At 35.4% G+C, this 14,946-nt stretch carries 13 protein-coding genes and 1 pseudogene; 7 read left to right on the top strand and 7 right to left on the bottom strand.

Annotated features, from left to right (window positions below; translation table 11 throughout):
- Positions 1–41 precede the first annotated feature (41 nt).
- Together IPM51_03015 and IPM51_03010 are read left to right on the top strand one after the other, a co-directional pair.
- Positions 42–713, top strand: coding sequence for a TetR/AcrR family transcriptional regulator (locus IPM51_03015; GenBank protein MBK9283268.1), 672 nt, complete (start codon positions 42–44; stop codon positions 711–713).
- A gap of 50 nt (positions 714–763) precedes the next feature.
- Positions 764–2,404: an acyl-CoA carboxylase subunit beta gene (locus IPM51_03010; GenBank protein MBK9283267.1), complete on the top strand. Its 1,641-nt coding sequence runs from the start codon at positions 764–766 to the stop codon at positions 2,402–2,404.
- Positions 2,405–2,410: 6 nt separating this feature from the next.
- Here IPM51_03010 and IPM51_03005 read toward each other — a convergent pair whose 3' ends face one another.
- Positions 2,411–3,763, bottom strand: a complete 1,353-nt coding sequence (locus IPM51_03005) for a peptidylprolyl isomerase (protein ID MBK9283266.1) — start codon at positions 3,761–3,763, stop codon at positions 2,411–2,413.
- Positions 3,764–3,922: 159 nt separating this feature from the next.
- Here IPM51_03005 and IPM51_03000 point away from each other — a divergent pair, with 159 nt between their 5' ends.
- Positions 3,923–5,191 (top strand): aspartate kinase, encoded by a 1,269-nt coding sequence (locus IPM51_03000; protein MBK9283265.1) that lies wholly within the window; start codon positions 3,923–3,925, stop codon positions 5,189–5,191.
- Between the two features lie 3 nt (positions 5,192–5,194).
- Here IPM51_03000 and IPM51_02995 read toward each other — a convergent pair whose 3' ends face one another.
- From IPM51_02995 to IPM51_02985, 3 genes are all read right to left on the bottom strand, one after another.
- Positions 5,195–5,560 (bottom strand): hypothetical protein, encoded by a 366-nt coding sequence (locus IPM51_02995; protein ID MBK9283264.1) that lies wholly within the window; start codon positions 5,558–5,560, stop codon positions 5,195–5,197.
- A gap of 9 nt (positions 5,561–5,569) precedes the next feature.
- Positions 5,570–6,133, bottom strand: a complete 564-nt coding sequence (locus IPM51_02990; protein MBK9283263.1) for a rhomboid family intramembrane serine protease — start codon at positions 6,131–6,133, stop codon at positions 5,570–5,572.
- Between the two features lie 75 nt (positions 6,134–6,208).
- Positions 6,209–6,967 carry an enoyl-CoA hydratase/isomerase family protein gene (locus IPM51_02985; GenBank protein MBK9283262.1) on the bottom strand — a complete coding sequence of 253 codons (759 nt, stop codon included), beginning with the start codon at positions 6,965–6,967 and terminating at the stop codon, positions 6,209–6,211.
- A gap of 108 nt (positions 6,968–7,075) precedes the next feature.
- Between IPM51_02985 and IPM51_02980 the strand changes: the two genes are divergently transcribed.
- The 3 genes and pseudogenes from IPM51_02980 (at position 7,076) to fahA (ending at position 9,819) form a co-directional block, all read left to right on the top strand.
- Complete coding sequence (locus tag IPM51_02980) at positions 7,076–8,038, top strand: MoxR family ATPase (protein ID MBK9283261.1); 963 nt, start codon at positions 7,076–7,078, stop codon at positions 8,036–8,038.
- A 2-nt stretch (positions 8,039–8,040) separates the two neighbouring features.
- The gene (locus IPM51_02975; GenBank protein ID MBK9283260.1) at positions 8,041–8,559 is read left to right on the top strand and encodes a hypothetical protein; all 519 of its coding nucleotides are present in this window, start codon (positions 8,041–8,043) and stop codon (positions 8,557–8,559) included.
- A 10-nt stretch (positions 8,560–8,569) separates the two neighbouring features.
- Positions 8,570–9,819, top strand: a pseudogene (gene fahA / locus IPM51_02970) (fumarylacetoacetase).
- A 100-nt stretch (positions 9,820–9,919) separates the two neighbouring features.
- Here the strand turns inward: fahA and IPM51_02965 are convergent.
- Positions 9,920–10,480: a hypothetical protein gene (locus tag IPM51_02965; GenBank protein MBK9283259.1), complete on the bottom strand. Its 561-nt coding sequence runs from the start codon at positions 10,478–10,480 to the stop codon at positions 9,920–9,922.
- Between the two features lie 245 nt (positions 10,481–10,725).
- Between IPM51_02965 and IPM51_02960 the strand changes: the two genes are divergently transcribed.
- Entirely contained in the window at positions 10,726–11,181 is a 456-nt protein-coding gene (locus IPM51_02960) for a hypothetical protein (GenBank protein MBK9283258.1), read from the top strand.
- A 525-nt stretch (positions 11,182–11,706) separates the two neighbouring features.
- Here the strand turns inward: IPM51_02960 and IPM51_02955 are convergent.
- Both IPM51_02955 and IPM51_02950 read right to left on the bottom strand, forming a co-directional pair.
- Complete coding sequence (locus IPM51_02955; protein MBK9283257.1) at positions 11,707–13,479, bottom strand: gliding motility-associated C-terminal domain-containing protein; 1,773 nt, start codon at positions 13,477–13,479, stop codon at positions 11,707–11,709.
- Between the two features lie 22 nt (positions 13,480–13,501).
- Entirely contained in the window at positions 13,502–14,926 is a 1,425-nt protein-coding gene (locus IPM51_02950; GenBank protein MBK9283256.1) for a T9SS type A sorting domain-containing protein, read from the bottom strand.
- Between the last annotated feature and the right edge of the window lie 20 nt (positions 14,927–14,946).

The following is a 14,946-nucleotide window of genomic DNA, read 5'->3' as shown; positions in this document are numbered from 1 at the left end:
TTGACAGTTTTAGTATTTTTTATATATATTTGTGCCGAGTTATGATGATAGATGTTAAAATAAAAATGAATTCACATCTTTTTGTAAAGGATCCTGAACAGTCGGAATTGGGTCGTAAAATTGTAACCAAAGGATTGGAACTTATCAATTCTATTGGTTTTGAAGAATTTACATTTAAAAAACTCGCCAAGTCAATAAACACAACCGAAGCCAGCATTTATAGATATTTTGAAAATAAACATCGCCTATTAACGTACCTCATTTCCTGGTATTGGTCGTTTTTAGAATTTAAAATAATATATCATACCAATAATATTAAAAATCCCAAAGATAAGCTGATTAAAGTGCTTGAAATTTTGGCTAAACCTGAAAATACCAAACACCAATCTGATTACTTATCTGAAAAAGACATATACCAATTACTCGTTTATGAGGGAGCTAAATCTTATTTAACCCGACATGTCACCGTGGACAATCGCGAGTTACATTTTAAACCTTTGAAAAGCCTAACGAAATGCATTTCAGATTTCATTCTCGAATTTAAGCCTAAATTCAAATATGCTAATTCTTTGGCTTCAACCCTTATTGAAACCACTTATAGTCAGAAATTCTTCATGAATAATTTAACTACTTTAACCAGTTTTAGGGATAAAAAAGATTTAAACGGATTATTCCATTATCTGGAGTTATTATTATTCAATTGCCTTAAATAAATCATTTCTCTTCAACAGATTTTACTTATTTTTAAGAATTAAAATTTATTATGGATCTGGAATTCAATAAAAATGATGACTGTATGCGTTTGCTTATTTCGCAAATGGAACAACGTCTGCAAAAAATATATTTAGGTGGTGGAAAATCGCGAATTGATAAATTACACGAGCAAGGTAAAATGACAGCTCGTGAACGTATAGATTTTTTGCTTGACAAAAACACACAACGCATAGAAATTGGCGCATTTGCAGGTTACGAAATGTACCCCGAACACGGCGGCTGTCCTTCCGGTGGTGTGGTTGTGGTTATCGGATATGTAAGCGGAAAGCAATGTATAGTGGTAGCCAATGATGCTACCGTAAAGGCCGGCGCTTGGTTTCCGATAACCGGCAAGAAAAATTTAAGGGCGCAGGAAATTGCAATGGAAAATCATTTACCCATTATTTATTTAGTGGATAGCGCCGGAGTTTATTTACCTATGCAGGATGAAATTTTTCCGGATAAAGAACATTTTGGAAGAATTTTCAGAAACAATGCGGTAATGAGCAGCATGGGCATATTACAAATTGCAGCAGTTATGGGCTCTTGTGTAGCCGGTGGGGCTTATTTACCCATCATGAGTGACGAAGCTATGATAGTAGATAAAACCGGTTCAATATTTTTGGCTGGAAGTTATTTGGTGAAAGCCGCTGTAGGTGAAAATATTGATAATGAAACTTTAGGCGGAGCCTCTACGCATTGTGAAATTAGCGGAGTTACCGACCACAAATGCAAAGATGATGCCGATTGCTTAACGCGAATCAAAAACATCATGAGCAAAATTGGTGATTATGATAAGGCCGGATTTAATCGCACTGAACCCATGCCCCCTAAAAAAGAACAAAAAGAAATTTACGGAATCATTCCGGATACTAGAGATAAACAATACGACATGTATGAAATAATTGCTCGTCTTATTGATAATGGTGAGTTTGATGAGTATAAAGAATTATATGGCAGAAGTATTATTTGTGGTTACGCTCGCGTAGATGGTTGGGCTGTTGGTATAGTAGCTAATCAAAGAAAAGTAGTAAAGGGAAAAAAACCGGGAGGTAGTACAGAAATGCAATTTGGCGGTGTAATTTATAGTGATAGTGCCGATAAAGCTGCACGCTTCATTATGAATTGTAATCAGAAAAAAATTCCATTGGTATTTATTCAAGATGCAACCGGATTTATGGTGGGCTCCCGATCTGAACACGGGGGAATTATTAAAGATGGCGCCAAGTTGGTTAACGCTATGAGTAATTCAGTTGTTCCAAAATTTACCATTATTGTAGGTAATAGTTATGGCGCCGCCAATTACGCCATGTGCGGCAAAGCCTACGACCCGCGTTTAATTGTTGGATGGCCCACGGCACAGGTTGCCGTAATGGGTGGAGCACAAGCGGCTAAAGTGTTGGTGCAAATTGAAGTGGCCAGCTTAAAAGCCAAGGGTGAGGAAATTACTCCGGAAAAAGAGACAGAGCTTTTTAATAAAATAAAGGATCGATACGATACACAAACTACACCTTATTACGCCGCATCACGCATTTGGTTAGATGCTATTATTGACCCATTGGAAACCCGTAAAGTAATAAGCATGGGAATTGAAATGGCTAATCATGCGCCAATCACTAAAAAGTACAATGTGGGAGTAATACAAACTTAAAAACAACTAATCGCTATTAATCGTCCAATCGCTTTCAAAAGTACAAGCAAATTCAGGATCCAACTTAATGTAAGTTATCTTTGATCTTTTTCTTATCCAGTCGCGGATGTTTTTTCTGTTTCGTTCCGATGTTGCCATTAAAGCCAACTTTTGATAATCGTCTTTCAAATTAGCTTTATGCGGATCAATTCTGTTTTTCAATTTTACAATTCGAAAAGCAGGCTTACCATCTGTAGTTCCGGTAAATTGCATAGGTTTACTTATTTCCCCTATTTGCATACTATTTAAAGTCACAATTAAATTCTGATCTATCTGGCTTAAATCTTCATTGTCGAATTTTGTACTTGCTGTGGAAGGATTAATCATTAAACCTCCATTTTGCTTGGTTTCTTTATCATCGCTAAATTTATATGCGGCTTCTTCAAAGGTATATTTCCCTTCTCGAATTAAAGTATACACACTATCTAAAAACAATTTGGATCTGAAAAAATCAGAATTACTCATTTTTGGTATCATGAGAATGTGACGTAAATCTAAAAGCTCTCCTTTACGTTGAACCAACTCAATGAAGTGATAGCCGTAAGTAGTTTCAAATACTTTAGAAATTTCTCCGTTTTTTAAACTAAAGGCTACTGCTTCAAAAGCCGGGTCCATTACTCCCCGGGCTACATTGGCATAAAAGCCACCTTCTTTTGCCGAACCCGGATCTTCACTGTATAACCTGGCCAACGTGCTCATAGAGGCCTCACCTTTCAATATTCGCTGACGGTAAGATTCGATTTGTTCTTTAGCCTCCAGTTTGGCTTCAAAACTGTAGTTGGGTTTACGAACTATTTGCTGCAATTCTACTTCCGAATTAATCAAGGGCAAGCTATCTTCGGGTATAGATTTAAAAAATAATCGAATCTCGGCAGGCGTTGGTTTTACATCACCGGTAATCTTGCCCTGCATTTTTTGAGCCACCAATTGCTCTTGCACTTCTCCGCGCATTTCATCTTTAATCACATTGGTACGTTTACCGTAAAATTTCTCTAATTCTTCCTCTGACTTAAACATCTGAATATAGTACGCCATTCTACGATTCAATTCATTCTCTACTTCTGCATCCCCAACGGTAACACTATCTCTATCAGCCTGGGCAATCAATAATTTTTGGAACACCATTAATTCATACGCTTTACAAAGATCTAACGGTGCTTCTCTTTTCTCCTGCTCTACCATCGTAGTTTGCAAATCGCTTAACAAAATAGGATACTTGCCCACAACCCCAATTACCCGATCAAGAACAACAGGTGGTTCCTGCGCCAAAATGATAAACTGACTCAGTAATCCTAGTCCTATGTATAAAAGTTTTTTCAACGGACTAAAAGTACGAAATTCAATGAGACGGAAACTAGACATTAATTCATAAAAAAATACAATATTTGATTGAATTAAACACTAGTTTCAGGGGTATTTTACAATTGCTTTTGTTCGCTTAATTTCAATTTTCATGAATATCATCTATCTTTACCAACTATGCAGATTTTTAAATTTGGCGGGGCCTCGGTAAAGGATGCGGAAGCTGTACGGAATGTAGCCGACATACTTCGGAAAAAAGCCGACAAGGCTACCTTAGTTGTTATATCAGCTATGGGAAAAACCACGAACAAACTGGAAGAAATTACTAATGCCTACTTTTATAAAGAAGGAGATCAAAATCAATTATTAAATGAATTAAAACAATTTCACTTACAAATCATTCGTGAATTGTTTGGTGAGAATCATAAAAAAATAGAAGAGGAAATTGAAAATGTTTGTACCGAAATTGAATGGGCAACAGAAGAAGAAATTTCGGGTTCATATAATTTTCATTACGATCAAATTGTTTCTCAGGGTGAAATTTTAGCCACAAAAATTGTTTCGGCTTATTTAAATCACATTCAACTTAAAAATATTTGGCTCGATGCGCGAAGCTTTATTCAAACCGACAACAATTACCGCGAAGGAAAAGTAGATTATGAACTCAGTCAATCATTAATTCTGAAAAATTTAATGCCCCTTTTTGAACAGTGCAATATTCTAATCACCCAGGGATTTATAGGAGGTACTTCCGAAAATTTCAGCACTACACTCGGACGTGAAGGAAGTGATTATACAGCAGCGCTTATGGCCTATTTTACCAATGCCGAAAAAGTAATTATCTGGAAAGATGTTCCGGGTGTATTAAATGCCGATCCGAAGTATTTTAAGAATACCAAAAAACTAGACGAACTTACCTATCATGATGCCATTGAGTTAACTTACTTCGGCGCTTCGGTTATCCATCCTAAAACAATCAAACCGCTGCAAAATAAAAATATACCCCTTTATGTGCAATCCTTTTTAAAACCTGACGAGAAAGGAACAGTTATTAAAGACAATGAAAAACGGAATAACATAACCAGTTATATTTTTAAAGAAAATCAAATTTTACTTTCTATTCAACCAAAAGATTTTAGTTTTATCGCCGAAGAAAATCTCGCACTTATTTTTAGTCTATTTTCCAAACACAAAGTACACGCTAACATGATTCAAAATTCGGCTATAAGTTTTAGTGTTTGTTTAGATTATGATGTACATAAAATTGACCCTTTAATTGCAGAGTTGCAATTACAATTCAATACTTTATACAATACGCCTGTTCAGCTGATGACCATCAGAAATTATAATGAAGAAATTATTGCTAAACTAAGTGGGGGAAAATTAATTTTAATTGAACAAAGGAGCAGAAACACCCATCAAATGGTAATGAAAGAAGAGATTTAATAATTAATCCTGTATTATCTTTTTCAATTTATCTTCTTCTTTTACAGTTCCGGCCATTGTTAAATTAATTATCACATCGGTTGTTCTGGATTCGCGAACAATTACGTTTTTTTTGATTCCAATATTAAACTCAGGATTGGAAATTTTCACTTCATAAATACCCTGGGGTAATGAAATTCTACCTAAAGAACCATCATTGGCACTGGTGGCGTGCTTTTTAATCGTGTCATTAATAACAATATCAAATTCGGTACGCTCAATCGGAATCTCTACACCTTTAATACGTTGACTGGCATAAACAAATATACATTGCGCCTTGCTACTTTTATAGAACAAAAATAATATCGAAAAAATGATCAGCTTTTTCATGATACAAATTTACAAATTTATCCCGAAAACCTGCTGCACAAATGCTCTTGCCACCGCCGGTTTGGCTACCAATATAAATGCGATTCCAAATAACGCACCCCAAAAATGAGATTCATGCGAAATATTATCATTGTAATCGCTTGTTTTTTTCCGACGTATTAAATAATAACTCACGCCCAATAACAACAATCCTGCAATCCACCCCTTCATGGGAATAAAGAAAAAACCGATAGTTCCGAGCGGACTCAACATAATCCAGCAAAACATCACAGAAGAAATAGCACCACTCGCGCCTAATGAAGAATAATCCTTGTTGTTTTTATTTCTGAAAAATTCGGTAATAGATGCGGCGTATATTCCACCCGTAAACAATAATAAATATAAAACTTTCCCCAGTTTTTCTCCGAATAATACCGGGAAATAATGATTTTCAATACTTAATCCGAAACTTAAAAAAGCCAAACAATTAAATGCGAGATGAATAAAATCCCCATGAATAAATGCGTGCGTTAAAAATCGATAATGTTCCTTAAAATGATAAATCGAATACGGATGAAATAAATATTTATTCATCGCTTGCTTGTTGTTAAAACAATACACAGAAAATATTAAGATGATAGCAAGGAATGTGTAAGTAATCATTCCGCTTTATTTGGATTTAAATTGATTGATAGCATTGATTGTAAATTCACTCAATACCAATTGCCCGCTCATTCCCGCTCTTTCCATCAATAGTTTATCCCAATGCTCCGTCCCTTCCCACATTATTTTTTTTAGCATGGCCATCGCTTCCGGATTGCTGCCCGCCAACTTTACAGCAAGCGACTGCAAGGCTTTATCCATTAATTCATTATTCTCGTAAACTTCGTTATATAATCCTTTTTCCTTAGCCCATTGCGCATCTCTCCACTCTGTTGCATTAATAGTTAATTCACAAAAGGCACTCTTACCTACTTTTCTTTCTACTGCGGGGCCCACCACAAATGGTCCAATGCCTACAGCCAACTCACTAAGTTTAACAGAAGCACTTTGTAATGCAAAAGTAAAATCACCGCTACTGGCAATGCCAACTCCTCCGCCTACGGCTTTACCTTGTACTCTAACTAAAATAAATTTTGGGGCCTTACGCATGGCATTAATTACACCGGCAAATCCACTAAAAAAAGTTGTTCCGGTATTTATATCTTTTATACTGATTAATTCATCAAAACTTGCTCCGGCACAAAATGCTTTTTCCCCTTCACTTTTTAATACAATCACTTTCACTCCATCGTCATTTCCAAGTTTTGCAACTTCATCGGCCAAAGCTCGTAACTGATACCCGGGCATACTATTGCTTTGCGGATGAAAAAAGCTAATAGTTCCTATTCCGTTTTCAATATTTGACTTAACAAAACCTTCTTGCATAATGGTGAGTTTTTAATAGCTCAAAGAAAAGAAAAAAAATGCCAAAATCATACTTGTTTTACACTGCTCTTGCAATTTTATTCCTATATTTAAATCCACTATTATCTTATGAATTACAAATCAGATACCGAAGCAATTGAAGGATTTGTTGCGAAGTACAAAGAATTAAATAAAGAAATTGGCAAAGTAATTGTTGGGCAGGAAGAAACCATAAAAAATGTGTTAATTGCCATTTTCAGCAAAGGCCATTGTTTATTAGTTGGTGTTCCGGGCTTAGCCAAAACCTTATTAGTAAATACTATTTCAGAAGCTTTGGGCCTTTCCTTTTCCAGAATTCAATTTACACCGGATTTAATGCCCGGAGATATTATCGGAAACGAAATTTTGGATGAACAACGTAATTTTAAATTTATTAAAGGTCCGGTTTTCGCGAATATTGTTTTAGCAGACGAAATTAACCGTACTCCACCTAAAACGCAGGCTGCCTTATTAGAGGCCATGCAGGAAAGACAAGTTACCGCTGCCGGAAAAAAATATATTTTAGATAATCCCTTTTTTGTTCTGGCTACTCAAAATCCTATAGAGCAAGAAGGAACTTACCCGCTTCCGGAAGCACAACTCGATCGTTTTATGTTTAACGTTTGGCTGGATTATCCGAAATTTCAGGAAGAATTACAAGTGGTAAAATTAACCACAGCTAATGCTAAAGTTAATCTGAATAAAATATTAAATGCAGAAGAAATTGTTTTTTATCAGGAATTGATTCGTAAAATTCCGGTTGCCGATAACGTAGTGGAATATGCCGTTAAATTAGTGAACAAAACAAGATTGAATAGTGAGTTTAGCAGTGAAGAAGCGAAAAAATATTTATTGTGGGGTGCGGGTCCGCGTGCTTCTCAGTATTTAATCATCGGTGCTAAATGCCACGCAGCAATAAATGGGAAATTTAGTCCGGATATTGAGGACGTGAAAGCAATTGCTGTTCCAATCCTACGCCACAGAATAGTTTTAAATTATAAAGCAGAAGCGGAAGGAGTAAGTGTAGAAAATATTATAAATAAAATTTTGTAAAAATGGCCATTGACGAATTATTAGATGACGAAGCTTTAAATCCCAAAGAACTATTCGATAGTTCAAAATTTTTAACCTTAGTGATAAATCGCGATGGATTTTCCAAAAAACAAAATGACTCTGCTGATTTGATTGAAAAATTGCTGGATAATGAAGTTACCAGAGAAGAGTTAGATCAGATTTACAAAAGCATTAAAGAGCTTGGAAATGTAACCATGCTTATCGAATCAATCAACACCGTAAAATCCAAGGAACAAAAGGCGAAGTTAGTTGCTGCAGTATGGGAAAGCGGTCTTGATGCCTCAAATTATTTTTTACTTTTTACCAAACTTGCATGCGAAAACGACTTTGCTATTGCCATGGAAGCATTAACTGTAGTTCAGAATATTGAAACAAAAATTGATTCCAAAATTTTAACACAGGGCATGCAATTGGCTCAAGAAAGTACAAGTCCGAATAAAGAACTTATTGACGATTTAATAAACTGCCTAAAAGAAAAAGCAGTACAAACAATTGATTAAAAATTTCATTATGGCTACTCACTTAAAAACCTGGATTGACGTAAAACCGGATTCTGATTTTTCCATTCACAACATTCCTTTTGGAATTTATAGTGATAAAGACGTAAAATACAGAGCCTGCTCTGCCATTGGCGATTACATCATTGATTTATTTGAACTGGAAAGCGCTGATTTGTTGGATTTGAACAGAAATGTATTCGATAAAAAATATTTAAACAGTTTTATTAAACTCGGCAAAAAAAGAACAGGTGAAGTTAGAAAGAGACTACAGGAAATTCTTTGCGATGAAAATAATATTTTGAATAAGGATAAAAAATTCTTCAATACCGTTTTTAAAAAACAAAGTGATGTGCAGATGCTTATGCCGGTGAAGGTGGGAGATTATACCGATTTTTACAGCAGCATTGATCACGCAACCAATGTGGGCACTATGTTCAGAGATCCCGCCAACGCACTTTTACCTAATTGGAAACATTTGCCCGTTGGTTATCACGGACGCGCGAGTAGTATTTGCGTAAGCGGCCATAGTTTTCACCGACCAAAGGGACAAACCAAACCTGCCGACGCCGAAAATCCGGTATTTGGTCCTTGTAAATTATTGGATATTGAATTAGAAACTGCATTTGTAATTGGTAAGTCAACACAAATGGGCGATAGCGTGAGTACCGAATATGCCGACGATTATATTTTCGGAATGGTTTTGTTTAATGATTGGAGCGCACGCGATATTCAAACCTGGGAATATGTTCCGCTGGGTCCGTTTTGGCCAAAAATTTTGCAAGTACAATTTCACCCTGGATAGTAACCTTGGATGCTTTAGAACCCTTCCGCGTAAAAGGGTATGATCAAAAACCGGAATTACTTCCTTATTTAAAATACAAAGGAGAAAAAAATGTTGATATTAAACTGGAAGTTTATTTAAAACCGGAAAACGGTAATGAAAATTTAATTTGTAACAGCAATTACAAATACATGTATTATACCATGGAGCAACAATTAGCTCATCATACAGTAAACGGCTGTAATATTAATGTGGGAGACTTGATGGCAAGCGGTACCATTAGCGGACCAACAGCAGGCGAATACGGAAGCTTTTTAGAATTAACCTGGAAAGGAACAAAACCCATTAAATTAAACGACGGTACAGAGCGTAAATTTGTAAACGACGGTGACACAATTATTTTACGCGGACATTGCGAAAAAGATGGAAAGCGAGTAGGATTTGGAGATTGCACAGCTACCGTTTTACCGGCTAAATAACAAATTTATATTCTATTATCCTTTTAGAATATTGAGCTTGAAATGCGCCTTGATTAGTGAAATAAATAGTCAAATATTTCAAAATTTCAGGTGTTGTAAATTAATAATAGCTTATTGTATGGCTGTAAACATCTTCAAACATAACTCTGATTCCATCCATAAATACTTCAGGTTTTCTTTGCCTATTAATTGTCTTCTTTTTACTGAAAATTGTACGATCTATTTTCCCAATTCTACGCCCATTAGAATAAATAAATGCATAGTAAGTTATTTTACATTCTAACTCAACACTTCCACCTGTATTCCTAGATCCCGGCATGTACCATTCCCAATCCGGCATAATACCGTCTAATACTAAGTTCATTCCGTTAGGATCAACCTTACTTGATATAACTATGTCGGTGTGGGTATTTTTAAAAATACTATATAGCCCCTGTTCCAAAGTAAGTCTAAATTTTGTAACTATCAGTTTATGCTTTTTACCATTACTGACTATAAGTGAATCCGGAATGTTTTGGTTAATAACCAAGGTAATCGTTTTATTGTATTTTAAATCACTCTCGGTAATTTTTGGTTGTACGGTAAAATAACCAAGCGTTGGTGTCTTACAACCTACTAGAAATATAGTGCTAAAAAAAGAAAGCAGTTTAATTAATTTCATATTGTAATAATGAAAATAAAGATAAGCCTTTTTAGAATACCAATTAAGATTTCGAAATGCGCCATTTCTTCAGGAACAATAGAAGACTGATATAGCTTATCCAACTCAATATATAAAGAGCTTTAAACACTAGCCTAAAGCAAACATAGTTAATAGAAAATATTTACTTCCTTTTTTAGTATAACACTACTCTATTTTTGCATTATCTTAACATTTAAAGGCATAAAACTTGTGTATCTTAAGATATGCGAAGTTTTCTTTTGTTTATATCATTTATCCTAACGCTTGGCCTACAAGCTCAATTTAAAAGTACCGAGAAACTGATTGCGGAGTTAAACAATACCCAATTCATCATCAATCATGAACACAAGGCGGATTTTAATTTAGAGGGAAAAACAGCAAACAAATTAATTCGAAAAGGAAAGAAAATTTCAAAACAATTACTGTTGGCATTAAACGATACATCTAAGACAATTGTTACTCATTTAGTTTTATCTAATATATATTTCGGTAAAGTAAGTTTTGCCGGTCCTAAAATCGCAAACCAAAATGATTACCATGTTTACAAATACTTTTTAGGAGAAGAAAATGGAGAAGGATTAATCATCAGTGAAATTAAATCTCACGGAGACTACCGCAAATACGTAGACAAAGCTGATCTGGAAAAGATAAAAAAGTATTGGGAAAGGAAGGCGAAATAAAAAATACCCGGTCATGCTGAACTTGTTTCAGCATCTGTTCTGTTTCAGCGTCCGTTCTCAATAATTGATTCAGTGATTGTTCTCGATTTCTTTTTTTATTGTTTCAGTTTAAACTTTTAAATTTTTGGGCGTGCGGGCGAGGTTCAGCCGGCTTTATCATTGATAAGCTTCACTCGCCGTCGGGCCATACGCTGCAAGTCCTCGCCCCGAAAGCATTCGGGGCTGTGGGCTTTTCGCTACTGTCCTTGCCTACCGGCAGGCAGGCCTCACGCAGATTCCCAAATGTCATCCTGACTGAACCCTGAGATGGATAGTGAGCCTGTCGAACCATGCCGAAGGGGGAATGAAATATCCATCCGGAAATCTTTATGATAAAAATCCTTCGTTCGTCGGGATAACAAAACCACAATGTCACGCCGAGTGATGCGAGGCAACGAGCATTGTATCGAGGCGTGTTTAAAGCAACGCTTCTCGATATGACAATAACCATTTCTACTATTGTCTACTCGTAGCGACAGTGTAAATTCACCGCATCAAAGTAATATTTCCTTTTTTCACCAGCTGCTCTCCGGAACGATCTTGATAGTTCAACACATAAAAGTAAACCCCTGAACTGCATTCTTCTCCACTACCATTTCTACCATCCCAATGTATGTTGGCAAAGCCTTGTTTACTGAATTTTAAATTCTCCCTATGAAATATTAAAGTGCCCCAACGATTGTACACTTCGACGGAGCTCAGTGTACTCCCAAATGGGAACTTGATACTCCATACATCATTCACGTTATCGTTATTGGGTGTGAAAATATTGGGAATAACCTGCTCTTTGAAACAAGTATCTGCTACATTGATCGTTATACTCAAACTTCTGGTAAAGGCACAAATACTGTTGTTGCCAGTACTCATCACATTTAAAAAATAAGTATCACCTAATTGAGTAATTGTTTTTGCGGAAAGATAATTGGTAGATGTATAAGCAGAACTTGGCAACCACTGATATGTTACTGTATTGCCGGGCGCTGGGTTTAAATAGGAAAGAATTATAGTATCATTTGGACATACTGGATTTTGATTACTTACAAGAATAGGTGAATCTGTAAACACCGGAACGGAAACACTCACACTTGCTGTTCTTTGAAAAGGACAAAAAGCATCTTGACCTAAATTATTTATGTTTAATGTAAATGTGGTGCTTTGTGAAATCATTGCATTGGCAGCAATATTATTGGTTTGAACGTATACACCTAAAGGCAACCAATTATAACCATTTACTACAGGTGGGTTGTTTTGAATGCTTAAATTAATTGTAGTTGAAGGGCATGCGGTTGCTGTGTTTGCAATTAAACCAATTGGCGGACCGTTATAGGGAGGTTTTATTTGTACTTGTATGGTATCTTTTTTAATTAAACCGCAAACATCCTGTGTAACAATATAGGTTTGACTACTTGCGGGCTTGATCCAAAATCCCCCTCCTGTTGCAATGGGCACTGAGCCCGTCGAAGTGCTGTTCCAAATACATTCTAAACCTACCTCTGGTGGGCGACCAATAAAAACACTATCACCTATGCATAAAACTGTATCTCTGCCTGCATAAGCGGGTAAATCGGCTTCTATTACAGAGATGTCATCGACAAAATAGCCTGAGCCTAGCGAAACAGCACTAGGATTTACTAAACTGTAGGTAAGGTTAGCATTGTTCTTATGATTACCGATTGTTAAATAACTCTCTGTGCCAATTGCAATAAAGTCTCCTTGGACCTTCATCCAATTTAATGTATCAGAATAAAATTGATTTGGTGGACTTTTTATTTGCGGATTGGCTTGCGCTACTTGTCCATAACCAATTGCAAATATACTTCCATTGTCAAAATAAATGCTAAGCCCATCAACCGCAAACCTTGATAATTTATTTTGTAAATTGAAATAACCAGTAACACAATAGGACTTATTTGGTTTTAAATTCTTAGTTAATGGAGATTGTATATAACTTCTCCATGTTGCATTTAAAGGCTCATAATAATAATTTAAACTTGCCATATAATTGCCAGTCCTGGCAATTTGATATCCTAAAAAATTTGAACCAGACAAAACAAGATTACCACCACCGCCACCAGCCCTAAGAGAATCCCAAGGAGGTGCTTTATCAATTAAATTACAATTGCAGGGGAAATTACCGAAACCTATTACATTCTCAAAACTTGGATTCGGAACTAAATTAACTTGTGCAAAGCTTATAGTTAAAATTGCGTTTAATACAAAAAACAGAAGCCTAGGCTTATTATTTTTTGAGAGGAACATAATCTCCAAAAAAATTTTAAAATTAATTACTTATGATTAATCGGTGAACATCTACAGTACCATCTTCGAATTTAATTTTAACAAAATAAAAACCATTAACTAAATTATAATTTAGTTTTATTTCGTGCATTGTTTCTTTTTTCATTTCAAAATAAATCTGTTTGCCGGCTACATCATAAATACTTATTTCAAATTCTTGATGTTTTGAATCTTTAAGTTTTAATACAAAACTTCCATTATTTGGGTTGGGATGAACAAAACTTTTTAATGAATTACTTTTTGTAATATAAATTAAACCAGTTGGTTTGATGTTTTTACCAAAAGTTTTACTTGAAAAAAGATTACCCGATTTCTTACCTCCAAGATAAATAGCGTTTGATTCATAGGCACAACCAACTCCCAGAATATTAGGAAAATTAATTCTATCAATTGAATCAGCACTAAAACTCTTATTACAATAAATTTTCCCATCTGGACCCAATTTCATATCTAAATATGGAAATATACCTGAACTAAATTGCTTAATTTGCAACTTAGATGCAGGAATATCAGGTGCGTTTAAGTCGCATTGATACAATGTCAAATTTGTAGGACCGCCATAATAATATATTAGATTGTCATCTGTTGAAAAACAGGCACCACTAAACCCAATTGTTGTATCAACATAAAACGGAGTAGAAATTAGTCCTGTATTTTGATTAAAATATGAAATGTATCTTGCCGTAGAAACTCCAGCAACATTTTTCTCTGAAAGTAAAGTTAACATGTTTCCCTTATTATTAAAGTCTATTTTCCAACACCACTTATTATTAATATTTAAATTTGATAAGACAGGTGGCGAAATTCCTAGAGCAGAAATATGGAATGAAAATAATACACTTGTGCTGTTTTGACTAACTACAACCCAATAATCATTCGTGTTAGAGTGCCATGTAGCAGCAAAACCTTCACCTGTGGAGGGCAATAAGGAAACACATTTAGTATTGGTAACAGCTCCTAATCCTCCATTTAGCGTGCTATTAATCACCGAATAATAAAGACCTCCACCTCCACCAGTTGGATACCCGGCATTAGAAAAAACATAATATAGGCTGGTGTCTGATGGGAATGGTATAATGATTGCGGATTGTTGCGATGACCAATGTCCACAAAGACCCGTTCCGTTTTGCATAACAGAATGTGATTTATTCCAAATTGTTTGACCATTTGTGTAGAACATCAAATTACCATTTCTGTCGCATTGAACTGCAGAGCCTTCAGTAAAAGGCATTGCACTATTTGTAAGAGTAACAGGAGAACCGGAATTAAAATCTATTCCCGCACCTACTTGAATCATATCACCTTGATTACCACCAAAGTACCAAATTGCATTTTCTTTTTGACAAAAAGAAATATTAGGAAAAACATATAACATGATTATAATGTTATATTTACTTATAATGTTCATTTTTAAAAATAATTTAATTA

It is taken from the genome of Sphingobacteriaceae bacterium (genome assembly GCA_016715905.1).
In the GTDB taxonomy this organism is placed as follows: domain Bacteria; phylum Bacteroidota; class Bacteroidia; order B-17B0; family Aurantibacillaceae; genus Aurantibacillus.
The sequence above is the reverse complement of the archived record's forward strand: the minus strand, read 5'-3'. Positions and strand labels throughout refer to the sequence as shown.

Bases quoted from the DNA above. Each gene is read 5' to 3' on its own strand.
- IPM51_02990 (MBK9283263.1), bottom strand. From the start codon at position 6,133: ATGAATAAATATTTATTTCATCCGTATTCGATTTATCATTTTAAGGAA.
- IPM51_03010 (MBK9283267.1), top strand. From the start codon at position 764: ATGGATCTGGAATTCAATAAAAATGATGACTGTATGCGTTTGCTTATT.
- IPM51_02960 (MBK9283258.1), top strand. From the start codon at position 10,726: ATGCGAAGTTTTCTTTTGTTTATATCATTTATCCTAACGCTTGGCCTA.
- IPM51_02980 (MBK9283261.1), top strand. From the start codon at position 7,076: ATGAATTACAAATCAGATACCGAAGCAATTGAAGGATTTGTTGCGAAG.
- IPM51_02985 (MBK9283262.1), bottom strand. From the start codon at position 6,967: ATGCAAGAAGGTTTTGTTAAGTCAAATATTGAAAACGGAATAGGAACT.
- IPM51_02965 (MBK9283259.1), bottom strand. From the start codon at position 10,480: ATGAAATTAATTAAACTGCTTTCTTTTTTTAGCACTATATTTCTAGTA.
- IPM51_02975 (MBK9283260.1), top strand. From the start codon at position 8,041: ATGGCCATTGACGAATTATTAGATGACGAAGCTTTAAATCCCAAAGAA.
- IPM51_03015 (MBK9283268.1), top strand. From the start codon at position 42: ATGATGATAGATGTTAAAATAAAAATGAATTCACATCTTTTTGTAAAG.
- IPM51_02950 (MBK9283256.1), bottom strand. From the start codon at position 14,926: ATGAACATTATAAGTAAATATAACATTATAATCATGTTATATGTTTTT.
- IPM51_03000 (MBK9283265.1), top strand. From the start codon at position 3,923: ATGCAGATTTTTAAATTTGGCGGGGCCTCGGTAAAGGATGCGGAAGCT.
- IPM51_02955 (MBK9283257.1), bottom strand. From the start codon at position 13,479: ATGTTCCTCTCAAAAAATAATAAGCCTAGGCTTCTGTTTTTTGTATTA.
- IPM51_02995 (MBK9283264.1), bottom strand. From the start codon at position 5,560: ATGAAAAAGCTGATCATTTTTTCGATATTATTTTTGTTCTATAAAAGT.